The organism is Variovorax sp. GW821-FHT09D07 (genome assembly GCF_059416345.1).
Map to the genome: position 1 here is coordinate 396,185 of NZ_JBWKOY010000002.1, position 23,143 is coordinate 419,327.

General features: G+C 65.7%; 21 protein-coding genes. 7 read left to right on the plus strand and 14 right to left on the minus strand.

Annotation, left to right across the window (positions count from 1 at the left end):
* Positions 1-71 precede the first annotated feature (71 nt).
* From AC07OX_RS08150 to AC07OX_RS08160, 3 genes are read right to left on the minus strand one after another with little or no spacing between them, the layout of a single operon-like run.
* Positions 72-1,283, minus strand: a complete 1,212-nt coding sequence (locus AC07OX_RS08150; RefSeq protein WP_495260692.1) for a dihydrolipoamide acetyltransferase family protein — start codon at positions 1,281-1,283, stop codon at positions 72-74.
* On the minus strand, positions 1,284-2,297 hold the full coding sequence (locus AC07OX_RS08155; RefSeq protein WP_062472230.1) for an alpha-ketoacid dehydrogenase subunit beta: 1,014 nt from the start codon (positions 2,295-2,297) through the stop codon (positions 1,284-1,286).
* A 5-nt stretch (positions 2,298-2,302) separates the two neighbouring features.
* A complete protein-coding gene (locus AC07OX_RS08160; RefSeq protein ID WP_495260691.1) occupies positions 2,303-3,544 on the minus strand; it encodes a 3-methyl-2-oxobutanoate dehydrogenase (2-methylpropanoyl-transferring) subunit alpha in 1,242 nt (413 codons plus the stop codon).
* A 207-nt stretch (positions 3,545-3,751) separates the two neighbouring features.
* Between AC07OX_RS08160 and AC07OX_RS08165 the strand changes: the two genes are divergently transcribed.
* Entirely contained in the window at positions 3,752-5,542 is a 1,791-nt protein-coding gene (locus AC07OX_RS08165; protein ID WP_495260690.1) for a SulP family inorganic anion transporter, read from the plus strand.
* Positions 5,543-5,639: 97 nt separating this feature from the next.
* The gene (locus AC07OX_RS08170) at positions 5,640-6,614 is read left to right on the plus strand and encodes a metallophosphoesterase family protein (RefSeq protein ID WP_495260689.1); all 975 of its coding nucleotides are present in this window, start codon (positions 5,640-5,642) and stop codon (positions 6,612-6,614) included.
* On the opposite strand, the gene AC07OX_RS08175 is transcribed toward AC07OX_RS08170, so the two are convergent.
* On the minus strand, positions 6,583-7,197 hold the full coding sequence (locus AC07OX_RS08175) for a DUF308 domain-containing protein (RefSeq protein WP_495260688.1): 615 nt from the start codon (positions 7,195-7,197) through the stop codon (positions 6,583-6,585). The two genes, AC07OX_RS08170 and AC07OX_RS08175, sit on opposite strands and share 32 nt — an antisense overlap.
* A gap of 151 nt (positions 7,198-7,348) precedes the next feature.
* Here AC07OX_RS08175 and AC07OX_RS08180 point away from each other — a divergent pair, with 151 nt between their 5' ends.
* Positions 7,349-8,818 (plus strand): HD domain-containing phosphohydrolase, encoded by a 1,470-nt coding sequence (locus tag AC07OX_RS08180; protein WP_495260687.1) that lies wholly within the window; start codon positions 7,349-7,351, stop codon positions 8,816-8,818.
* A 16-nt stretch (positions 8,819-8,834) separates the two neighbouring features.
* Here the strand turns inward: AC07OX_RS08180 and AC07OX_RS08185 are convergent, their stop codons facing one another.
* Entirely contained in the window at positions 8,835-12,380 is a 3,546-nt protein-coding gene (locus AC07OX_RS08185; RefSeq protein WP_495260686.1) for an indolepyruvate ferredoxin oxidoreductase family protein, read from the minus strand.
* A gap of 263 nt (positions 12,381-12,643) precedes the next feature.
* Between AC07OX_RS08185 and AC07OX_RS08190 the strand changes: the two genes are divergently transcribed.
* From AC07OX_RS08190 to AC07OX_RS08200, 3 genes are all read left to right on the plus strand, one after another.
* Positions 12,644-13,531 (plus strand): LysR family transcriptional regulator, encoded by an 888-nt coding sequence (locus AC07OX_RS08190; protein ID WP_062472076.1) that lies wholly within the window; start codon positions 12,644-12,646, stop codon positions 13,529-13,531.
* A gap of 462 nt (positions 13,532-13,993) precedes the next feature.
* Positions 13,994-14,272 (plus strand): hypothetical protein, encoded by a 279-nt coding sequence (locus AC07OX_RS08195; protein WP_495260685.1) that lies wholly within the window; start codon positions 13,994-13,996, stop codon positions 14,270-14,272.
* Positions 14,273-14,383: 111 nt separating this feature from the next.
* Positions 14,384-16,156, plus strand: a complete 1,773-nt coding sequence (locus AC07OX_RS08200) for a glycosyltransferase (protein WP_495260684.1) — start codon at positions 14,384-14,386, stop codon at positions 16,154-16,156.
* A 178-nt stretch (positions 16,157-16,334) separates the two neighbouring features.
* Here the strand turns inward: AC07OX_RS08200 and AC07OX_RS08205 are convergent, their stop codons facing one another.
* The 8 genes from AC07OX_RS08205 to AC07OX_RS08240 form a co-directional block, all read right to left on the minus strand.
* The gene (locus AC07OX_RS08205; protein ID WP_495260683.1) at positions 16,335-16,943 is read right to left on the minus strand and encodes a hypothetical protein; all 609 of its coding nucleotides are present in this window, start codon (positions 16,941-16,943) and stop codon (positions 16,335-16,337) included.
* A 150-nt stretch (positions 16,944-17,093) separates the two neighbouring features.
* Entirely contained in the window at positions 17,094-17,495 is a 402-nt protein-coding gene (locus tag AC07OX_RS08210; RefSeq protein ID WP_495260682.1) for a hypothetical protein, read from the minus strand.
* Positions 17,496-17,614: 119 nt separating this feature from the next.
* On the minus strand, positions 17,615-17,890 hold the full coding sequence (locus AC07OX_RS08215) for a hypothetical protein (protein ID WP_495260681.1): 276 nt from the start codon (positions 17,888-17,890) through the stop codon (positions 17,615-17,617).
* Between the two features lie 32 nt (positions 17,891-17,922).
* A complete protein-coding gene (locus AC07OX_RS08220; RefSeq protein WP_495260680.1) occupies positions 17,923-18,264 on the minus strand; it encodes an SMI1/KNR4 family protein in 342 nt (113 codons plus the stop codon).
* A gap of 100 nt (positions 18,265-18,364) precedes the next feature.
* A complete protein-coding gene (locus AC07OX_RS08225; protein ID WP_495260679.1) occupies positions 18,365-18,859 on the minus strand; it encodes a hypothetical protein in 495 nt (164 codons plus the stop codon).
* A 124-nt stretch (positions 18,860-18,983) separates the two neighbouring features.
* Positions 18,984-19,586: a hypothetical protein gene (locus AC07OX_RS08230; protein ID WP_157754977.1), complete on the minus strand. Its 603-nt coding sequence runs from the start codon at positions 19,584-19,586 to the stop codon at positions 18,984-18,986.
* 270 nt (positions 19,587-19,856) lie between these two features.
* The gene (locus AC07OX_RS08235) at positions 19,857-20,804 is read right to left on the minus strand and encodes a hypothetical protein (protein ID WP_495260678.1); all 948 of its coding nucleotides are present in this window, start codon (positions 20,802-20,804) and stop codon (positions 19,857-19,859) included.
* A 31-nt stretch (positions 20,805-20,835) separates the two neighbouring features.
* Positions 20,836-21,777, minus strand: coding sequence for a serine hydrolase domain-containing protein (locus tag AC07OX_RS08240; protein ID WP_495260677.1), 942 nt, complete (start codon positions 21,775-21,777; stop codon positions 20,836-20,838).
* A gap of 614 nt (positions 21,778-22,391) precedes the next feature.
* Between AC07OX_RS08240 and AC07OX_RS08245 the strand changes: the two genes are divergently transcribed.
* Entirely contained in the window at positions 22,392-22,625 is a 234-nt protein-coding gene (locus AC07OX_RS08245) for an ATP-binding protein (protein WP_082818010.1), read from the plus strand.
* 129 nt (positions 22,626-22,754) lie between these two features.
* On the opposite strand, the gene AC07OX_RS08250 is transcribed toward AC07OX_RS08245, so the two are convergent.
* On the minus strand, positions 22,755-23,135 hold the full coding sequence (locus tag AC07OX_RS08250) for a cupin domain-containing protein (protein WP_495260675.1): 381 nt from the start codon (positions 23,133-23,135) through the stop codon (positions 22,755-22,757).
* Positions 23,136-23,143 lie beyond the last annotated feature (8 nt).

A 23,143-nucleotide genomic window follows, 5' to 3' on the forward strand; every position in this document is an offset into this window, starting at 1 on the left:
TATTCCCGGGGCGTTCCGGTCGACGGGGTACCCCCGCCGCGCGCCGGGGCGGTGAGGCCTGTGCGGGGCGGCTACTCGATGAAAAGCAGCGCCGGGCACTCGAGCGAAGCCCGCACGGCCTGCACGAATTCGGCCGCCAGCTGGCCGTCGACCACGCGGTGGTCGAAGGAGGAGGACAGGTTCATCATGCGGCGCGCGACCACCGCGCCTCCCAGCATCACCGGGCGCTGCACGATGCGGTTGACGCCGACGATCGCCACCTCGGGCGCGTTGATGATCGGCGTGGAGGCAATGCCGCCCAGCGCGCCCAGGCTGGTGACGGTGAGGGTCGAGCCGCTCAGCTCGTCGCGCGTGGCCCGGCCCGCGCGTGCGGCGTCGGCCAGGCGGGCGATCTCGGTCGCGCTCGACCAGAGGTCGCGCGCCTCCGCATGGCGCAGCACCGGCACCATGAGGCCGGCCGCGGTCTGGGTCGCGATGCCGACATGCACCGCGCCGTGGCGCGTGAGCACGCCCGCCTCGTCGTCGAAGCGGGCATTGATCTGCGGGAAGCGCGGCACCGCCAGCACCACCGCGCGCACCAGCAGCGGCAGCAGCGTCAGGTGCGCCCGCTCGCCGCCCCAGCGTTCGTTGATGCGGGCGCGCAGCAACTCCAGCTCGGTCACGTCGACCTCCTCGACGTAGGTGAAGTGCGGAATGCGGCGCATCGCGTCCTGCATGCGCTGCGCGATGCGGCGGCGCACGCCGGTCACGGGCACGGCCTCCTCGTCGTGGCGCTCGGCGTAGCGCGCGGCATCCGGCGCCGGCGGACCGGGCCGGCGCAGCAGCCAGGCGTCGAGGGCCTCGTGCAGGATGCGGCCGTCCGCGCTGCTGCCCGGCACTTGCCGCAGATCGATGCCGAGGACCGCCGCCCGATGGCGCACCGCGGGCGCGGCGAGCGGCTTGCCGGCCGAGGGGCGCGCGTGTTCGGCCGGTGCCGGTGCAGGCACCGCTGCAGGCGCCGCCGCCGATACGACCGGCGCCTCCTCCCGTGCCTCACCGCCGCCCGTCACGTCAATCCGGATCAGCTCCGCGCCCACCGCGATCTGCTGTCCCACCTCGCCGCCGAGCGCGACCACCCGGCCCGCGACCGGCGAGGGAATCTCGACGGTGGCCTTGTCGGTCATCACGTCGGCCAGCACCTGGTCTTCGGCCACCGTGTCGCCGGGCTGCACGCGCCACGCCACCAGCTCCACCTCGGCAATGCCTTCGCCCAGGTCCGGCACCTTGATCGTGAGCGTGCCCATTCAGTTCTCCATGGCGCGGCGCAAGGCCGCGCCGACGCGCGCCGGACCGGGGAAGTAGGCCCACTCCTGCGCATGCGGGTAGGGCGTGTCCCAGCCGGCCACGCGCCCGATCGGTGCTTCCAGGTGGTGGAAGCAATGCTCCTGCACCAGCGCCGTCAGCTCGGCGCCGAAGCCGCTGGTGCGCGTGGCCTCGTGCACGATCACGCAGCGGCCGGTCTTCTTCACCGAGGCGACCAGCGTCTGCAGGTCCAGCGGCCACAGGCTGCGCAGGTCGATGATCTCGGCGTCGATGCCGGTCTCGCGCGCGGCCGCTTCGCAGACGAAGACCATGGTGCCGTAGCTGATCACCGTCAGGTCGGCGCCGGGGCGGAACACGGTGGCCGACTCCAGCGGCACCGTGTAGTAGCCCTCGGGCACCTCGCCCAGCGGATGCGCCGACCAGGGCACCAGCGGCCGGTCGTGGTGGCCGTCGAAGGGGCCGTTGTACAGCCGCTTGGGCTCCAGGAAGATGACCGGGTCGTCGTTCTCGATCGAGGCGATCAGCAGGCCCTTGGCATCGCGCGGATTGGAGGGCATCACCGTGCGCAGCCCGCACACGTGCGTGAACAGCGCCTCCGGGCTCTGGCTGTGCGTCTGGCCGCCGTAGATGCCGCCGCCGCATGGCATGCGGATGGTGATCGGCGCGGTGAAATCGCCCGCCGAGCGGTAGCGCAGGCGCGCCGCCTCGGACACGATCTGGTCGTAGGCCGGATAGACGTAGTCGGCGAACTGCACCTCCACCACCGGGCGCAGGCCGTAGGCGCCCATGCCGATGGCCGAGCCGACGATGCCGCCCTCGTTGATCGGCGCATCGAACACGCGCGAGCGGCCGTACTTGGCCTGCAGGCCTTCGGTGCAGCGGAACACGCCGCCGAAGTAGCCCACGTCCTGGCCGTAGACGATCACGTTGTCGTCGCGCTCCAGCATCACGTCCATGGCGGAGCGCAGGGCCTGGATCATCGTCATCGAGGCCATGGCCGTCACCCCTCGGATGCCAGCTGTTCGCGCTGGCGCTTCAGGTGCTCGGGCATGTCCTTGTAGACATCCTCGAACAGGGCGGCGTCGCCCGCGACGTGCCCGTCGGCCATGGAGCCGAAGCGCTCGGCCTCCTTCACCGCGGTGTTCACCTGCGCCTGCATGTCGGCCTGCGTCTGCGCGTGCTCCTGCTGCGACCAGGCGCCGATCGCCGTCAGGTGCTGCGCCAGGCGCGCGACCGGATCGCCCAGCGGGAAATGCGCCCAGTCGTCGGCTGGCCGGTAGCGCGACGGATCGTCCGAGGTCGAATGCGCGCCGGCGCGGTAGGTGACCCACTCGATCAGCGTCGGCCCCAGGTTGCTGCGGGCGCGCTCGGCCGCCCAGCGCGAGGCCGCCAGCACCGCGAGGAAGTCGTTGCCGTCGACGCGCAGCGACGCGATGCCGCAGCCCACGCCGCGCGCCGCGAAGGTGGTGGCCTCGCCGCCGGCGATGGCCTGGAAGGTGGAGATCGCCCACTGGTTGTTGACCACGTTCAGGATCACCGGCGCGCGGTAGACGTGCGCGAAGGTCAGCGCCGTGTGGAAGTCGGACTCGGCGGTGGCGCCGTCGCCGATCCAGCCCGAGGCGATGCGCGTGTCGCCCTTGATCGCCGAGGCCATGCCCCAGCCCACCGCCTGGATGAACTGCGTGGCCAGGTTGCCCGAGATCGAGAAGAAGCCAGCCCGCTTCATCGAATAGCACACCGGCAGCTGCCGCCCCTTGAGCGGGTCGCGCTCGTTGGACATCAGCTCGCAGGTCAGCTCCAGCAGCGTCACGTCGTCGCGCGCCAGCAGCAGGCCCTGCTGGCGGTAGGTGGGAAAGCACATGTCGCCCTGCTGCAGCACCAGCGCGTGGCCGGTGGCGATGGCCTCTTCGCCCAGGCACTGCATGTAGAAGGAGATCTTCTTCTGCCGCTGCGCGATCAGCATGCGGGCATCGAAGGCGCGTGTCTTCATCATCGCGCGCAGGCCGCGGCGCAGCAGCTCGGGGTCGGCCGGCGGCGCCCACGGGCCGACGGCGCGGCCTTCGTCGTCGAGCACGCGCACCAGCGTGTAGGCCAGGTCGCTGGTGTCGGCCGGCGATGCGTCGACCGGGGGTTTTCGCACCTCGCCGGCACGCGACAGGTGCAGGTAGGAGAAATCGGTCTCGTGCCCCGGCCGCCCGGTGGGCTCCGGTACATGCAGACGAAGAGATGTGCCTTGGCTCATCGCGTTGTCTCCGCGCTCGATGGCATCGCGCGCCACCACAGCCTAGCGAATTTCGGGCGCGGGCGCAGCCGGTCAAGTGCGTGTTTCGCAGGCACCCGGGGCGCAGGGGCGGGGAGGGGCGCGTGGCCCATGCCGGCACCCGTGTCTTCCCCCTTGCCTTTCCCGGCGTGCCTCTGCACTGTCCGTCCACCCTGTGGCCCGCGGCGCATGAACGACCTGGAACCTCCACCTCCTCTTTCCGAACCCGGCCGCAGTGCGCCGCGGGCGAAGGCCGCCGATGCGGCCGGATGGCGCCGCTGGCTGCCGGGACTGCGCACGCTGCGCGGGTACGAACTGGCCTGGCTGCGGCACGACATCGTGGCCGGGCTGGTGCTGACCACGATGCTGGTGCCCGTTGGCATTGCCTACGCGCAGGCGTCGGGCGTCCCCGGCATCCACGGCCTCTACGCGACCATCGTCGCGTTGCTCGCGTACGCCGTGTTCGGCCCCAGCCGGATCCTGGTGCTGGGCCCGGATTCCTCGTTGGCGGCCCTCATCCTGGCCGTCGTCCTTCCGCTGTCGGGCGGCGACCCGCAGCGCGCCATCGCCCTGGCGGGCCTGATGGCGATCGTGTCGGGCACGGTGTGCATCCTCGCCGGGGTCGCGCGCCTGGGCTTCGTCACCGAACTTCTTTCCAAGCCGATCCGCTACGGCTACATGAACGGCATCGCGTTGACCGTGCTGATCAGCCAGCTGCCCAGGCTGCTGGGTTTTTCGGTCGAGGGCGACGCACCGCTGGCGACCCTGAAGGCCATCGCCGTGTCGGTGATGGAGGGCAAGACCCACGCGACCACGCTCACGGTCGGCGCGGGCACCCTGGGGGTCATCCTGCTGCTCAAGGGCCGCCGGCGCGTGCCGGGCATCCTGATCGCCGTGGTGGGCGCGACCGTGGTCGTCGGCGTGCTGGGCCTGGCGACGCGCGAGGGAGTACCGGTGCTCGGCGCCCTCCCGCAGGGCCTGCCGGCATTCGGCATCCCGTGGGTCACGGCCGCCGACATCGGCCCCGTGCTGATCGGCGGTTGCGCCGTCGCGCTCGTCTCGTTCGCCGACACCAGCGTGCTCTCCCGTGTCTATGCGGCGCGCACCCGCACCCACGTCGACCCGAACCAGGAGATGGTGGCGCTGGGCGCCGCCAACCTGGCGGCCGGATTTTTCCAGGGCTTTGCCGTCAGCAGCAGTTCGTCGCGCACCCCCGTGGCCGAGGCCGCGGGCGCCAGGACCCAGCTGACCGGCGTCGTCGGCGCGCTGGCCGTTGCCCTGCTGCTGGTGGCGGCGCCGGACCTGCTGAAGAACCTGCCCACCAGCGCACTGGCCGCGGTCGTGATCGCATCGGCCATCGGCTTGATCGAGGTTGCCGACCTGCGGCGGATCTACCGCATCCAGCGCTGGGAGTTCTGGCTGTCGATCGCCTGCACGGTCGGCGTGGTCGTGCTGGGCGCCGTCGAGGGCATCGGCCTGGCCATCGTGATCGCGGTCATCGAATTCCTGTGGGATGCCTGGCGCCCCTATTCCGCGGTGCTGGGGCGCGCCGATGGCGTCAAGGGCTACCACGACATCACGCGCTATCCCGATGCGCGCCTCATCCCGGGCCTGGTTTTGTTTCGCTGGGATGCGCCGCTGTTCTTCGCCAATGCCGAGCTGTTCCGCGACCGGGTGGGCGACGCCATCGCGTCGTCGCCCGCGCCGGTGCGCTGGCTGGTCGTTGCGGCGGAGCCCGTCACCAGCGTGGACGTGACCTCCGCCGACATGCTGGCCGAGCTGGTCGACAGCTTGCGCGACGCCGGCATCCAGTTGTGCTTTGCCGAGATGAAGGACCCCGTCAAGGACAAGCTGAAGCGCTTCGGGCTCTTCGCGCGGCTGGGCGAAGCCGCGTTCTTTCCGACCGTCGGTGCCGCCGTCAGCGGGTACCTCAAGACCCATCCGGTGGAGTGGGTCGACTGGGAAGACGAGGGGCGCTGAGCCCTTGCGGCCCGCGGCATGCGCCTCCCATGGATGGGGGAGGCGACGTTTCGGGGCGGCTCCTAGCATCCGCGCACCCACAACGAGGAGCCTCCCGATGAAGATCGCCTTTACTTCCTGCTTCAGCGCCCAGACCTTCAAGGAACAACCTGTCTGGACCCAGGTGGGCGCGTCCGGCGCCACGCACCTGGTGCTGCTGGGCGACTCGGCCTACTACGACGCGGACGGCTCCAGCATGGGCGCGGTCAAGGCCATGGGCGCCAACGACTTCGCGGTCCACGCCTTCGGCCGGCTGCGCGACCAGCTGAACCAGAAGGAGTTCGCCAAGCTCGTGCGCAAGACCGACCTGCAGATCCATCCGATCTGGGACGACCACGACTTCCTGTGGAACGGCGCTTGCGGTGCGCAGATCGAGGGACAGCCTTCCTACCGGCATCTGCTGGACCCGACCCGCGCCGCGTTCCAGGAATACCGCAAGGCGCTGGATTCGAACGATCCGAAGACCTTTCCCAAGGCCGGCGATCCCTGGGCCTCGGGCGTTCCCGAACCCGGCTACCGGCCCCTCATGCTGAGCAATGTCGGCGACCCGGACGGCGCCGTGATGCTGCACCTCACCGACGGCCGCAGCTACAAGACCAAGGGCGGCGAGGACGCCGTGCTCGGCAAGAAGCAGATGAGCAAACTGAAGAAGGCCATCGAAGACTCGGACGAGAAGACCGTGCACCTGATCGCCAGCGGCCTCACCTTCGAAGCCCGCCACGGCGAGACCTGGATGGATTGCGCGGCCGAGCACGCCGCGATCCTCAAGCTGGCGGAGAAGCGCCGCATCCTCATCCTCAGCGGCGACGTGCACGAGAACCGCTTCGCCGTGCCGTGGCCGGCCGGCCCCTGGAGCCTGTTCGAAGCCACGTCCTCCGGCGCCGCGCTGCGCACGGCCGTCACCGTCGGCGCGCTGCAATGCAACTGGGGGCTGGTCGACATCACGAAGGACCAGGTGAACATCGAGCTGTCGCAGCTGAACATGGACACGCGCCGCCGCGTCATCGACCGCAAGAAGTGGAAGATGCTGTAGGCGTGGCGGTGAGCGAGTTCACGGGCCGCTCCTGCGGCTTGCGAAGCAGGATCACGAGACCGGAGATCAGGAAGTACACGGCGCCCACCATCGCATAGCCTGCGAGCGTCTGCAGCACCGGGGCGTCGGTGCCTTGCCGTGCGACGAAGAGGCCGCCGGCCAGCGCAGACTGCGCGCCGCTCAGCATCATCACCCACTGCCCCCGATGGCTCTTTCGGCGGCGAACGGCCGTCGCCAGCTGCAGAAGGCCCGACACGATGGCCCAGGCGCCGAAGATCGCCAGGCCGATCTGGAGCCCGAGCACCAGCGAGGCCACCACGGCCGCGGTGACCAGTGCGCTGATCCACGCGTTCAGCATCTGGCTGGGGTTGGCCCGGGGGCCGCCCGTCATCCGGGCGTCCACCAGGTTCGCCAGCGCGTCCCACGCCGGATAGACGACCAGCAGGATCGTCGTCAGCACCGGCGACTGCCTGGCGACGCTGAAGGCCAGCGCGACCCACACGAAGGAAAAAGCCGCGCGGGTGAGGTAGAGCTTGCGCAGCCAGGCGGCCGGCTGCAAAGCGGGTTGGATGATGTCGGGCATGGAAGGGGTGTGGGTAGGAGGAGGGGGCGCGCCTCGCACGAGGCGGGTGCAACGATTCTTCTGCGTTCCCCCGGACCCCGGTATCGGTCGAATGACTGACACGCGCTGAACCGGCGGCTGTGCGATGCTGTGCGCTCGCCCCCGCGATCCCATGCCCGAAGACACCACCCTCACCGCTTTCGACGCGGCCCGCGCGCTCGCCTTCATCGGCGACCTGAGCATGGGCCAGCCCATCGACCATTCGCTGCGCACCGCCTGGCTGGCCGGCATGATCGCGACGCAGGCCGGCTGCCACGCGGCGCAGGTCGAGGTCGCGCAGCACGTGGCGCTGCTGCGCTGGTCGGGCTGCACAGCGAACGCGCAGGAGTTCGCGGACTTCCTGGAAGACGACGTTCTGGGCCGGCGCGCCCTTCTGGCCTCCGCGCAACCGCGCCTGCGCCAGCCCCACCAGGCGTCCATTCCCGGGGCCGTCGTGGCGATGGCCCAGATCCACTGCGAGATTGCCGGCGACATCGCGAACATGCTCGGCCTGGGGCTCGAGGCCGAAGCCGCACTGCGCGCCGTCTTCGAAGCTTTCGACGGCAGCGGCGTCCCCGGCCTGCTGCAGGGCGAGGGCGTGCCGCTGGCCACCTACGTCGTGGCCCTGGCGAGCGACCTCGAAATCTTCAGCCGCCTCTACGGGCTCGACGAAGCCCTCACGCTCGCGCGGGGGCGCGCCGACAGCCTCTACCCCGGCTTCCTGGTCGACGCCTGCGCACCGCACGCTGCGGCGTGGATGACGCGGCTGGATGCGTCGCCCGCGCCGTGGACCGATGCTGCCGATCCGCCGGTGTCGATGCGCCGGCGCGTCGGGCTGGAGCTCGTCGGCGACGTGAGCGACCTCAAGCTGCCGTGGATGACGGGCTACACGCGGCGCGTGGCCCGGCTGGCGCGCGATTGCGGCGCCCAGCTGGGCCTGAGCGAAGCGATGTGCCATCGCATCCACCGGGCCGGCCTGATCCACGGCATCGGGCGGGCCGCGGTGCCCAACGCCATCTGGAATGCGCCCGAGCCGCTGCCGGCCGCGTCGATGGAGCGCCTGCGGCTCGTGCCGTACTGGACGTCCCGCGCGGCGGGGCAGATCGACGGTCTTGCGGCAGAAGCCGAGATCGCCTCCTTCGCCTTCGAGCGGCGCGATGGCTCCGGCTACTTTCGTGGCCGCTCCGGCGCGTCGATGCCGCTCGAAGGGCAGGTCGTCGCGGCGGCCGAGCAGTGGGTGTCGCACCGCACCCGCCGCCCGTGGCGACCCGAACTGACCGATGCGCAGGCACGCGATCGCCTGCAGGCGGACGTCGAGGCCGGCCGCTTCGACGCGGAGGTCGTCGGTGCACTGCTCGCCTGCGCGCTCTCGGGCACGCCTGCGAAGCCCGTGGTGCCCGCGCAGGACGACGCGTCGCTGTCCCAGCGCGAGCTGGACGTCCTGCGCTGCATCAGCCAGGGCGACAACACGAAGCAGGTCGCGCGTGCGCTGGGCATCAGTGCGAGCACGGTGCGCACGCACGTCGAACGCGTGTTCCGCAAGCTCGGTTGCTCGACCCGCGCGGCCGCCACGCTGAAGGCCTCTGCCAGAGGCCTGCTGTAGCGGGCCGCGCTATCGTTCAAGCCGCCACTGGTTCTGCTCGGGCGGCCCGTGCAGGCGCTCCAGCATCGAGCTGCCCGCGCAGCATCTCCCACCGCACGCGCGCCGACACGATGCTTTCTTCCTTCACATGCCCGAAGCCGCGGATCTGCTCCGGCAGGCGCGCCAGCGACAGGGCGGTGTTGAAGTCGATGCGCTCGAAGCGCGCGAGCAGGTCTTCGACCATCGCGCGGTAGTCGGCAACCAGCTGGCGCTCCATGCGGCGCTCGGCGGTGCGGCCGAACGGATCGAGCGCCGTGCCGCGCAGGCCGCGCAGCTTGGCGAGCACGCGGAAGGCGCCGAGCATCCACGGGCCGAAGCTGGTCTTCATCGCGCGGCCTTCGGCGTCGCGCCGGCCCAGCACGGGCGGTGCGAGATGAAAGCGCAGCACCGGCTTGCCTTCGAATTGCTCGCCGAGCTTCTCCATGAAGCGCGGATCGGCATACAGGCGCGCCACCTCGTACTCGTCCTTGTAGGCCATGAGCTTGAAGAGACCCGAGGCCACGGCCTTGGCCAGCACCGTGCTGCCGCGCGTGCGTTGCTCCGCGTCGCGCACGCGTTCGACGAGGTCTGCGTAGCCGCGTGCGTAGGCCGCGTTTTGGTACGCGGTCAGGAACGCGGTGCGGTCCGCCACCAGCGCTTCGAAGCTCTGGGGCTTCTGCAGTGACACCACCTGCGCCGGCGCAGCCTGGCGCGTGACGGCCGCGAGGTCGAGCGCCGCCTTGCGGCCCCAGCGGAACGCGGCCTGGTTGGCCTTCACGGCCACGCCGTTGATCTCGATGGCCTTGTCGAGCGCCTGCGCCGACAGCGGCACGAACCCCTTCTGGAACGCGAAGCCCAGCAGGAACAGGTTGGCCGCGATGGCGTCGCCCATGAGGCGCGTGGCCAGTTGCGTGGCGTCGATGAAGTCGGCGCGGCCTTCCACCGATTCCTCGATGAGCGCACGCACCTGCGCGGCCGGGAACTGCCAGTCGGGCTGCTGCGCGAAGTGCCCCGTCGGCTGCTCGAAGGTGTTGACCAGCGCATAGGTGCGGCCCGGCCGCATGCGCGCGATGGCGTCGGGCGCACCGGCCGTGAGCATGTCGCAGCCCAGGATCAGGTCGGCCTCGCCGGTGGGAATGCGCTGCGCCTTCAGCTGCGCCGCATCGCGCGCGATGCGCACGTGCGACGTGACCGAGCCGTTCTTCTGCGACATGCCCGTCATGTCGAGCACGCTCACGCCCTTGCCTTCGAGGTGCGCCGCCATGCCGATCAGCGCGCCGATGGTGATCACGCCCGTGCCGCCGATGCCGGTGATGAGGATGTTGTGCATGCCTTCGAGCGCGAGCGGCACCGGCGCGGGCAGGGCGGGCTCCTCGGCGGCCTTCACGGCCACGGGTGCGTGCTTGCGCGGCTTCACGCCTTCGACCGTCACGAAGCTCGGGCAGAAGCCCTTGATGCACGACTCGTCGGCGTTGCACGCGCTCTGGTCCACGCTGCGCTTCAGTCCCAGGTCGGTTGGCTTCGGTAGCAGGGCGGTGCAGTTCGATTGCTCGCCGCAGTCGCCGCAGCCTTCGCACACCGCGTCGTTGATGAACACGCGCCGTGCGGCTTGCGGAAACTCGCCCTTCTTGCGGCGGCGGCGCTTCTCGGCCGCGCACACCTGGTCGTAGATCAGCACCGACACGCCCTCGAAGCCGCGCAGCTCGCGCTGCACCGCGTCCATGTCGTCGCGGTGGTGCACGCTCAGCGCAAAGAGGCCGTCGCGGTCGGGCGGCAGCAGGCTGCGGTCGGCCCAGCGCGTCGGGTCTTCGGCCACCAGCGCGATGCGCTTCACGCCTTCGGCCGCCACCTGGTGCGCGATGCGCGGCACGGTGATCGGCCCGTCGACCGGCTGGCCGCCCGTCATCGCGACCGCGTCGTTGTAGAGGATCTTGTAGGTGATGTTCACGCCCGCCGCCACGGCCGCGCGAATCGCCAGCGAACCCGAGTGGTAGTAGGTGCCGTCGCCGAGGTTCGCGAACACGTGCTTGCGCTTGGAGAACCACGCCTGCCCCAGCCACGGCGCGCCTTCGCCGCCCATGTGCGTGGTGGTGCGGTTGTGCTCGGGGTAGATGGCGGTGGCCATCACGTGGCAGCCGATGCCCGCGAGCGCCAGGCTGCCTTCGGGCACCTTGGTCGAGGTGTTGTGCGGGCAGCCCGCGCAGTACCAGGCCGGGCGCGAGGGCGTGGCCACGGCCTTGCCGAGCACCACGTCCTTCGCGTCGAGGATCGCCAGCCGCATGCGGATGCGGTCGCTGGTGTGAAAGCGCGCCACGCGCCCGGCGATGACGCGCGCGATCTGCGCCACCGAGAAGTCGGCCGTGGCCGGCAGCAGCCACTGGCCGCGCGGGTGCGCGCCCCATTCGCCCTCTTCGTCGAACTTGCCGATGACGCGCGGGCGCACGTTCTCGCGCCAGTTGTACAGGTGCTCCTTGAGCTGGTACTCGACGATCTGGCGCTTCTCTTCGACCACCAGGATTTCTTCGAGCCCGTCGGCAAACTCGCGGATCGAGTCGGGCTCCAGCGGCCAGGGCATCGACACCTTGAACAGGCGGATGCCGATGCGCGCGGCCTCGTCGGCGTCGATGCCCAGTTCTTCGAGCGCTTCGAGCACGTCGCGGTACGACTTGCCCGAGGCCACGATGCCCAGCCGCGCCTGGGGCGAATCGATGGTCACGCGGTTCAGGCGGTTCTCGCGCGCGTAGGCGATGGCGGCGTAGATCTTGTAGTCCTGCATCAGCGCCTCCTGCTTGCGCGCCTGTACGCCGAGCGTGTCGGTCGACAGCCGCGCATGCACGCCGCCGGGCGGGAACGCGAAGTCCTTCGGCAGGCGCGTGTGCACGTCGAGCGCGCCGGCGGCAATGGAGCCCGACGACTCCACCGTGTCCGCCAGCGCCTTGAAGCCCACCGGCAGGCCGGCAAAGCGCGACATCGCAAAGCCGTGCAGGCCCAGCTCGATGTATTCCTCCACGCTCTGCGGGTAGAGCATGGGGATCATCGAGGCGGCGAACAGATGGTCGCTCTGGTTGGGCAGGGTAGAGGACGACGCGCCGTGGTCGTCGCCCGCCACCAGCAGGATGCCGCCCTTGGGCGAGGTGCCCGCGTGGCTCATGTGCTTGAACACGTCGCCGCAGCGGTCCACGCCGGGCGCCTTGCCGTACCACATGGCGAACACGCCATCGACCGCGCTCTCGCCGGTCAGGTGCACCTGCTGCGTGCCCCACACGGCGGTGGCGGCCAGCTCTTCGTTCACGCCGGGCAGGAACTTGACGGCGTTGGCTTCGAGCTGGGGCTGGGCTTTCCACAGCGCTTCGTCCAGGCCGCCGAGCGGCGAGCCGCGGTAGCCCGAGACAAAGCCCGCGGTGTTCAGGCCGGCCTGCTGGTCGCGCCATTTCTGCACGAGCATGAGGCGCACCAGCGCCTGGATGCCGCTCAGGTAGATCCGGCCTTCGGTGGCCGTGTATTTGTCGTCCAGCGCAACGCTGGCGAGTTCGTGGGTTGCCATGAGAGAAAAGACTCCGGGTAGGACTCGTGGAATGCGGGCGTGGCCCCGGTAGAGGGCCGGCCCGCGAAACGCCTCGCCGGGGTTGCCGCCGAGACAGCGACGATTCTTTCGCACCTCGGCCCGAAAGTGCTTCTTCGTTTCGACGGGGAAAACCGCATTTCGGAAGAACCGTCGCCGCCGTCGTCGATTCGCCGAAAGGCCTTCGGCCACGCGCCTACAACCGCGCAGGCCCGACAATGTCCGCCCGATCGACCGAGGACCCGATGAGACCCGACCTGGATTCGCTGGCACTGTTCCTGCGCGCCATTGAGCACGGCAGCCTGTCCAAGGCGGCCGCCGAGAGCCACATGGTGCTGTCGGCCGCGAGCCGGCGCCTGGCCATCCTCGAGAGCCAGCTCGGCGTGGGGCTGCTCAACCGCACCTCGAAGGGCGTCACGCCCACGGGTGCGGGCGAGTCGCTGGCCATGCATGCGCGCCAGATCCTGCGCGACGTGGACCGCATGCGCGCCGACCTGTCGGACTACGCGCAGGGCGCCACCGGCCGCGTGCGGCTGCACGCCAACGCGTCGGCCATGGGCCAGTTCCTGCCCGACGACGTGGCGAGCTTTCGGCTGCGCTACCCCGAGATCCGCGTGAGCGTGGAAGAGCACCGCAGCGTCTACATCGTGCAAGCGATTCGCGATCGCCAGGCCGACGTGGGCGTGATCACCAGCGAGGCGGTCGACCCGGCGCTGCACTTCATTCCGTACCGCACCGACCGGCTCGTGGCCATCGTGCGCCAGAAGCATCCGTGGCGCGGGCGCGAGGTGTCGTTCGAAGAACTGCTCGATTTCGATTTCGTGGGTCTCGAAGACGACTCGGCCATCTCCCGCACCATGGAAGACGCCGCGATGAGCGCACGCAAGGTGCTGCGCCTGCGTGTGCGCGTGAAGAGCTTCGAGGCCGTGTGCCGGATGATCGAAGCGGGGATGGGCGTGGGCATCCTGCCCGAGGGGGCGGCGGTGACCTACCGCAAGGAGATGAAGCTGCGCTTCATCAACCTCACCGATGCGTGGGCGTCACGCCGGATGTACCTGTGCACGCGGCAGGAGGCGCTGAGCTTTCCGCAGCGTCGGTTGGTGGACCATCTGCTGGCGCGAGGGATGCCCTAAGCGTCATTCGGGGCGACGCTCCCGCCGATGGGGCACCTTGCTCTGCGAATGTCCCCCGGCCTTCGGCCTCCTCCTTGATTTCGCTGCGCAAGGCACCCCATCGACGTGAGCGTGTTCAGCGCTGCTGCGGATTGGCACGGCGCTCGTAAGGCCCGCGTGCGGCGCATTGCGGAAGCTGCATTTGTTGGCGCTCGTCGGGACTTCGTGCCGCACGAAAGCGCCACTGCGCTGCGCTCTTCTCTAAAGTAGCTGCCCCTGTCACTCAAAACCCCAACAAGGGGACTCGGAAGGCGCTACATACACAGCCGTTGAAATGTTGAAAGGCTGCTTGCCTCGCGGCAGGTTGTCGGTGCGAAAGCAGCGATGCAAATGCGAGGTATCAAAAGGCGACGGCCAGGGTGTTACGAGCACCCCGGCCGTCTAACCAAAGACGTGCAACCACCTCTAAAGGAGCGCACAAAAATGGCTACCAAGACTATAGCCCGGCCTCGCACGCCGGTATCCCCCGCCGGAAGCGCCCATCAGGACCCGGCGAACCTCCTCGAAAACACACTCGCCCAACTCGAAGCCCTGCTGTGGGTCTGCGACGGGGAAGACATCGACTGGTGCAGTGGCGAAGGCCCCCGGCAATTGGACAACCTGCTTTGGCTTGCGGCGGAACTGGCGCGCAAGGCGGGGGAGTTGTTTCAGGCGAGTGAGAGGGCGCGGCGCGGAGCGCTTGAGGATGGCCATCGACGCTGACCTCAACACCGTCGAGATTCCCTGCGAGTCGGGCGTCATCAAGTTCGGCTAGACGCGTGTCGCTCCACTCGCCAGCCAGCATCCGCTTGCGTTTTCAACGTTGAATGCGGCATGCAGTCGCAGCCGTTCATGGGCGCACTGGCAGCAGAACTCTGCGTGGAAATGCCAGATCGGCCGGCTTCAAATCCAGTACTTTGTTATTACCCAAAGCCATGGCCGATTCCTAATTCTGTTGTAAGTCAGGTTCTGGTCAGCTATCTTCAGCGCCTTGCCAACGAAGAAGAAAGCGCTGCAGAGATGAAATATGTCGATATTTCGGTCGCTCCAACTGCATCCACAGGCAAGCAAGGAAAAACTCAAGGGGACGATCTGTTCCAGCAGGTCCGGCCCACACTCAAGACATCGACGCCCCCTGCAGATGGGGCTGCAGGAAGTCAGAAGTCCTCCCCGACAGAGCGCGTGTTGTTCCTGCAGGAAAACTTGCGTCAGATCGGCAACGGCATTGAGGTCGCAGGTATCCGCCGCGCCCATCTCTTCCACGGCCAGCTCGGCATCACGCCGTGGATACTGACCAGCAATTTCTCTCCTCGCCTGCGTGAGAACGAAGCGAGCTTGAAGGACAAAGGGATGCTGCCTTCGGAAACGAAGGTGCTCAATGTCTACGAATGGCTGGTGGACATGAGCTCTCAGGGCTTGCTGACCCCGCTCGCTTCATCACGGCCATCACGTTCACCAGGCAGTTCATCTTCTGCCAGCGCTGCCAAGCCTTCGCTGCGAAAGGTCAGCCACCCCGCAGCCTGGGATCCGACACAGGTCGGGTGTGAAGAGTTCGGGCTGGCGAACGGTCAGATCTTGATGCGAAAGACGTTCAAGTCGGGCCGAAGCGGCGCGGATCTTCAGGCCATCGAGTTGCGCGATGCGCAGGGCACTGCGGTCACCCACGCGACCGAGAGCGATTTTGTCTGCGCAATGATGGCCGCCAATCTGGAGGAAGACGTCACCTGGCATTTCCTCGTGGACAAGAACAAGATGTATCGCAAGCTCCGGCAAAGTACGGCGAGCCGCCGGTTTCGCCACACTGTGAGCGCCTTCTTGCACAGCACCCATCGGCTTCCCAATGGGCAACTGAAAACCAGCTATCGGCACCTGTTCGAAGATGCGGACTCCTGCGACAGCCTGATCGTTGCCACGGAGGAGCAACATCGGGACTTGCTCGAGTCCGGTATGCCGGCGACGAAGCTGAACGTGATTCCGCACGCGTTGCCTGGTGTGCCCGAGATCGTCGAATCTGCTTCCTTGCAGGAGAAGCGGGTGATCTATCTGGCACGCTACACGCCGGAGAAGCAGCATGAACTGCTTTTCCAGGTGTTCGAGCGCGTCCTCAAAAGGGTTCCGGACGCACAGTTGCACACCCACGGCGTGGGCCCTTTGCAAGCGACGCTCCAGGCCCGCGTCGACGCCTCCGGTCTGGCGGGGAGCATCCACATCCACGGCTATGCAAATGATGTTGCAACCCTCTTCCAGGAGTCGAGTCTCGGCGTGATGGCGTCCAACGAGGAGGGGTTCTCGCTGTTCGGGTTGGAATGCCTGGCCCACGCACGTCCGTTGGTCGCCTTTTCCGTGAAGTACGGCCCGAAGGATTTGCTGGAAGGCAGGAATGCCGGCATCCTGATTCCCCCCGGGCACGTCGACGCGATGGCCGATGCGATCGTCGCGCTGCTGGAAGACCCCGAGAAAGCGTATGACCTTCGCTTCGGCGCTTTGACGTCCGCGGAGCGCTTCACTGCGGACAAGGTGGCGCAGCGATGGTCAAAATGGTGGGCCGATGTCCGTGAGATCGCACGTCATCGTGAAGCGAACACACTCACAGACGCGAGTTTCTGAGCAGTCGAGGCGCAGCAATCAAGTCTTGATGCGATCGACTCATGACGCTGTCAAGCAGCGGGCTTGAGCCGCGCTGATGAGTGCCTGCTTTGGAGATGCTGGAGTGTCTCTTGTGGGCCCGAAGGCGACTTTCCTGTCGGTCCAAAGCAGTCCCTCCAGGAGCGGAACGGGCGCCTGTCTACAGCTTTCGAATGTCAAGCAGCCAGGATTTCGCGGCCTGTTCTGCTTCCCCTTGTGGCCCCCAGAATGTGAAGCCCTTTCCTTCGAATTCTCTAATCAAATAGGCTGCAGCACCGTCAAACGGAACAACGGGGCGTTCGAGATTCGCCATCATCTCCTCCGAAGTAATGTCGGCCGCCGGCTTTCCGGTTCCATGTGCGAACTTAGAGATGGCAGCATCGCTCACGACCACCAGCTTTTCAGCTCCTAACAGGATGAAGAACCTCGGTGATACAGATGCGCTGTGTGGAATAAACATCCCACCGGTGTACACCGCAATGAGTCGCTTCCCATCGAATCTCTTGCGCTCTAGATAGAAGATTCGAAAGTTGTCCGGCTGCTCACTCAAAAAGAATGTACCCGCTTCACTCTGGCCGACAGGAACGTATCGGCCCGCTTTTATCGCGAGCGCGTATTGAACCTTCGCGAGACCCGCGACACCCTCGTGTACGAAGTCCTCCGACGGAACGCGCGCCGCCACGCCTGACGCGGGTTGCAGGTTCGTTGGTTGAACCGCGCAACCCGCGAGAGCGAGTGCGATGGAGACGAGAACTGTTTTGAAGAGCATGAAGCTGTGCGGAATTTGATGCGCCGGGAAACTAGATTCTGGCGATAGCCGAGCGGCCGACTGTAGCCGAAGCAATAGCGATCAATTCCAGGCCTGCAACGGTCTTCACCGTCGCTGTGAAACTAACTTCAAGCTGGGCTCAGACTCGGGTCACTCAACAAACCAGCGCTCGATGAATTTTGAGAACGTGCCATCGTCATCTGGCTCGAAGCACCCGCTCAAGCTGTCGACGCTGCCGAAAATTGCGCCCTCGTTCCGGAACTGAAAAGCCTCTTGTCCGCCGGCAAAGTCATCGCCGATCAGAACCACATCTAACAAGCCGTCTGCGGTGAATTGATCAAAGACGAAAGAGGGTTCCACTGGCCCTCCATAGATCGAGTATCGAGCGTCTCCGATCGCACCGAAACCAACCTCACAGAGGAACTGAACGTAGTCACTGGGCAGCTTCGGATATTCAGCAAGGAGGGCCGCTTTTCGCTCGTCCGTGATCAACTGAAGCGTCGATTCAGGGTAGTGATCTACGAGGTACTTGCGCAATTCGTTGTGTGTCATGAATGACTCGATTGAGGGCTAGGACCGCTTTAGCCAGACTCTGCTTGCCCCGCGGACGTCTGGTCATGGCCGGACTCTGCCGCCATACAACAGGCCGAACGGACCTGTAGTCAGCATCATTAGCCCGCGATGTCGGAGACGCCATTGGTGTCAAATCGGCAGCACCACTTGACGTGAGACCAGGTGCCTGTTGAGTTGGCCTCAACGACTCCCCGAGCAAACAGCACTTCGTGCGTGCCGTCGTCATAGAGGCTTTCTTCTTGGACCTCAATGGGTAGGCCTTCAACGAGTTGAACGAACGCGCCGCTGATGTCCTTCCGGAGATCGGTCTGGGACAGCATGATGAGATCGCGCTCAAGGAGTTCGTTGAAATCAACGGAGAAACGAGGTGTCATATCGAATGTCTGGTTCTGGCCGCATGCAGCGTTCACGGGTCACTTTCCCGACGACACTGCCCGCTGAAACCCCGCGCAAACTCGAGAAAGTCGTCAGCCACCTTGATTGCTGCTTCTGGCTCCATGCCGATCATCGGAAGCATGAAGACAGCGCCAACCGTGTCGAAGGCATAGATTTCACCACCGCCGTTCCCAGCGATGGTCACGAAACCTGGCGCGTACACATCCACGCCCATCTCTGAATTAGCGGTGGCGACCACATCTTCGCCCCAGAGGATCACGTAGTGTTCCTCACCCGACAAGTCAGCGAAGCCCTCAAACAGACCGTTCGTTTCGATGAAAACGCGGTAGACAGCGGGCAGCTGGATGGTCATTGGGAATGTCTGGTTATGGCCGCGTCCTGCCCTAGTAGCGGGTGGGCATGCATGCGCATAGAAGAAGGCTAAGTCGACGGCGATTTGAGGGCATCAGTCATCATTGCGTAGTGAGGAAGCCGGGCGGCTGCATGAAGTCGGGGACTTGATGTCGTGGCTCGCTCTCAGCGCTGTCCAGCCACTGCCTCAGATTGCGGCACAGCGCCGCGTCTTTTGACGCCGTCGCAAGTGCGGCGACCTGAAGGTTGTCGAGTTCAACTTCCATTTCAGCAGGGGTCAGGGCGGGCGCGTCTCCATGCACCCGCTTGAAGTTGAACTCTCGCAGGGCAGAAGCTTGGCCGACATTACGCATCTTCCACGCCCTGAACGCCGACAGCCGCGCGTCCGCTTCGCTGGGCGCTGTTCCATTGCATTGAACCACCAGGGCCTGAGTGAACGAAACCGACCTCATCGAATGAAGAACAGGCCATTCGGCCTGAGCACTTGCCAGCCCGCAGTTTGAGAGCAGCCACACCAAGAACATCGTCCGCAATACCAGCATCAGGCCAACCCTTTGGTATCCCGGACGGTAGCCGGTCCTGGGCACGATTGTCATTGCCACCTCAGCCAGTGCGCACTCGCTCACCGCTGCCTTGTTGTGGGCCAGCCACGAAGGTCCGCTTAAGGCCGCGCGCGGTGGTTTGTGAGAGTACGCCATGTCCTGGTCGCATGTCGCACGACTATCTCTGCGACTTAACGGCGCTCAAGATCGCCTCTGTCTCAGCAGCCACTTCACGTTTGGGCACGAAGATCGGCTGTCCATTCTTGCCACCAGAACCAACTGCACCATTTGCAATCAACGCTTCAGCAATCGCCCCTCCAATAGCTGCGCCAACTACGGCCTGAGGAAGTCCGATGCCAGCAGGCCTGTTGAGCACACTATCTTGCACAACGCCATCGATCACAACCCTATTGATTCTCTGGTTTGGCAAGTAGAAGAGTTGCGTTTGCGGCGAAGTCTCTGCAGCCATCGCGACGCAGAACCCGCCATATGCAAGAGGTTCTTCGATTGATCCATTTGGGAGCTTCGAGGCCCCCAGGACCATCAGCGGACCGGAAGCGAGGAAGTACCTGTAGCGGAGGTCTTCGTATTTAACTGTATATTTTCCCGGAAGCAACGCGTGATAGTTCACTGCGTCGGGCCCGCCGCCAGCGATCGCTGAGAACATTAGCTTCTGGGCAAGTTGAATTGATTCGCCTTGAACTGTCCGTAGATTGGGATCGCGAGCTGCACATCCAGACATCACCAATGCAGCGAATACAAAGTAGACCCCTTTTCTCATTGCTTCCTCCGTCCTCAAGTTCGTTCTCAAATGCGGCGCTTCGCCAATCAAGCGTGGCAGCGGCTTCCCCTTCCAGGTGAATGTACTCTCCCACCTCGATCATCTAGTGCGGTGCGCGAGATGCTTTCGCCGCACGGGCTGTTGACGCAATGGAGCCCACGCCGCTCTGAGCCCAACACTGCGCCCCCCCGAGCGGGTCTTGGCCCTTACATAGCAGAGCGCCTTCGGGGCCCGTGAATTGCTAGACCACATCATCGTCGCCCCTAGGGATTACTTTGACGCGGTAGACGTGAACCGCAACTCAACACTCTGCGGGACGGCGCAGTCGCCCGCATGCACCGCCGGCTCAAAGCGCGCACCCGCCAACTGCTCTCTGATGGCTGCGTCCAGCACGGGGGCGACCGGTGGATAGGGAAACTGGATCGTGCCCGGATCAATCTGCCCGTCAGTGCCGACAACGAATCGGGTCAAGGCACTGTCTCGGACACCGATGCCGTTCAGATTTGTGCTCAAGCTGATGGCACGGGCCGAGCGTTCGACCTCGAGTGTGTTGAAGACGTACTGGCCGGGTGCAACACCCGGTACTTCCGGGGGGCACCCCTTAGCCAGGCGAGCCGGATGCTCCGGCAGCACGGTGAAACCTGGCGCGGCACCTAGCTCACGGTGTCGGTGGTACATATCCAGGATCACGCTGGTCCTGCGCCCTGACGCGCATGAAACGGTGTACTCATCTAGAGTGTTGCCGTACGGCCCGGGTCCGATGCTGCCCCGGCGCTCGAAAGTCGGCGCATCACCTTCTGGGCAACGCAGCCGAAGCAGGTAGTCACGCTCTCCTATCGGTCCGGCCGACCGCACGGGATTCGCTCTAGAGCCCAGGGGCGCAGACGAATCCAGCGCCGTGGCAGGCGGTGGCGTGCTAGCGACGGGTCGCACGAGCTTCAGTTGAGCCAGACAGGCGGCCGGGGCGGACAAGACGACGCTCAGCAATAAAAAGACGAAGCGCTGGTGCGTCATGAATGAAGCGGTCCCTGATGCAAAGCCATTTGGATCATCATAGAAATCGAAGCTCTGCGCCGACACCGGGCATTGGAGTTGCGACGTCGCATCAGCCATGGACTGTTCGCCCGCACGCATGCTTTCAGAGCGGTCGCTCCGCGACGCCGGCAGACGAAATTTCAACGGCGCGTTGACGAAAGATCGGCGTCGTTCCGCAGTCATGCTCGCAACTGCGTGCCGTGCGGCTAGTTGCTCAAGGGATGTTGAGTGATGGAAGCGAAGACCATTCAGCGTACAGCTGATTGAGATCCCGCATGTAGTCTTCGACCGACGAGAAGGTAACCAACGTTCGACCGTTTCGCCGGTTCCAGGCGATCCGCTGGCCTCCGTGGCCGATCGCCCAGCTACTTTCGCCTCGAACCCATGTGAGGTATCCATAGGAGTCCGGCATGCTGCCAATCTTGCCGGTTGGCGTCATTGGCTTCATCGAATCGCGAACATAGTCGCCAAGGCAACCAGGCTGGCTCTCGCTCTTTCTGACCCAGACTGCCAGGCGGACCCAGTCGTCGAAGCGCATTCGGAGCGCACCGTCGCCTTGACCATATCCCGTCGCCCGATCCTGGGCAATGGCGGCAGGGCCCTCAATCCCGGCGGGAAGCAGAACGGTCTGCTCTACCCACTCCGCGTAGCGTGTGCCTGTGGCTCGGGCGAGGGCTACTCCCAATGCAATCGGGTCTGTGCTCTTGTAGCTGAATACTTCACCTGGCTTTCGTTTGCCTCCGAAAGTAGAACTCGCAGCTGCGCTAACCTTGTCGGTCTTGAGAAGGTCGAGCCAGTTCATACGCCCCATCGCGATGGCCTGAGCCTGCTCGGGGCTCCACACACTGGTATCTTTATTCCCTTCCCAGGTTCCAGAGCGCATGGTGAGCAGATCCTGGACTGTGGCGCGCCCCAGGTCCGTTGAGGCCAATTCAGTGACATGGTCCTCCAACCTCGAGGAGAGGGCCAGCTTTCCGGCACATATGGCTTGCCCGACTGCCAGGCCGGTCACCGTCTTGCCGATGCTGAAACCAAACACCAGTGCTTCCTGCGTGATCGGGGTTTTCGTTTCACTCCAAACGACGGCTCCATCGTCCACAAGTGCCATTGCCTTTGCACTGGACCTCGCGAACAACGCCTTGGCCTTTTCAACCACGACCTTCTCCTCTGCAGTCGGCTCTCTGTTGCCGAGGCGGGAAACCGTCGATGCTCCACGTACTGTGTGGTGCCATGGCTGTCCAGAATTTACTAGCCAGTTGTCTGGGGCTGCGAGATGCCCGCCCTGCTCGGGCATTTGCGCGTGCGCCGAAATTGCGCAATGGAAGGCAAGTGCGGCGACAAGGGCCCCGCGCCTAGTGGAATTCCGAACCGGCCTCTTGGAAAAACCGCATCTGATCACCTCGATAGTTTTAGCTCTCATGGATCTCCTCCTTCTTCTTCTTTGAAGGCAGAATTGTTGCATCGGTCCGCGATCAATACTTGGTGGAAAACCAGGCATTTCCGGGGATCACCCGGCACGGGCATCAGTGGTCCGTATCAAGCAGGTACACCGATCATCGATGCGGCGCATCCGAACCTTGCGGCCGGTCGAGGTCAGAGGTTCGTCGAACAGTTCATCGTTGGCCGAAGGGACGTTGTTCGCCGTTCATCATGAGATGCGAGCGTCCGCTCTCTGGCGGAACTAGGCTCCGTGGGCGAGGGACCGCTCCTGGCCGACTGGAGCCAGCAGCATGCTACCTTCCGGACCGATACGGCTCGTTGGAATCACAGATGGACGTACATCAGCCTCGCCGCCCGCACCGACCCGGTTGGCTGCCCGTTGTCGACGCCGCGCGTTGCACGGGCTGCGGCTGGTGCGTCGCCGCGTGCGACCTTCACCTTCTCAGCCTCGAAGTCGAGCAATGGAAGAAGTTGTCGACGCTTCAAGACGCGGATCGGTGCACGGGCTGCAGCGATTGCGCAGTGACTTGCCCTTTTCATGCGATCACCATGCGAAAGGGCTGAAACGCCCCCGGCGTCCGGCTCGCCGCCCAGGCAATCCGCAGACCCGGGCGCGTGAGCCGGACGGTCGCGAGTGTCACGCCCCGGTCGACCATCCCGAAGAAGTCTCTTCCCGAGGCCTCTCACCTCGACTCAGCTTTGGGGCTTTGCGAATTCCTCCGCGCTCATCATCTCCAGGCCGACGAACGGCGCGTTGCCTTCGACCCATGCGTCGTGACCCGGCGGAATGGTGTACGACATGCCTTCCTCGATGACGGTCTGCGAGCCGTCATTCATTTGCACGGTGATCCGGCCGGACACTGCATACCCGACGTGAGCCACCTGGCAACTGTCCGTGCCCACGACCGGCTTGATGCACTTCGACCAGCGCCACCCGGGCTCGAACTTGAAGCGTCCGAGCGTGTAGCCCTCGAGGCGGACCACTTCGACGCGGGTCTTTTCGGGCTGTCGAACCTCGTCCGGTTCGTCATGGGATTTCGTCTGAAGCTTGCTGACGTTCATCGGGCTTGCCATCGCGACTC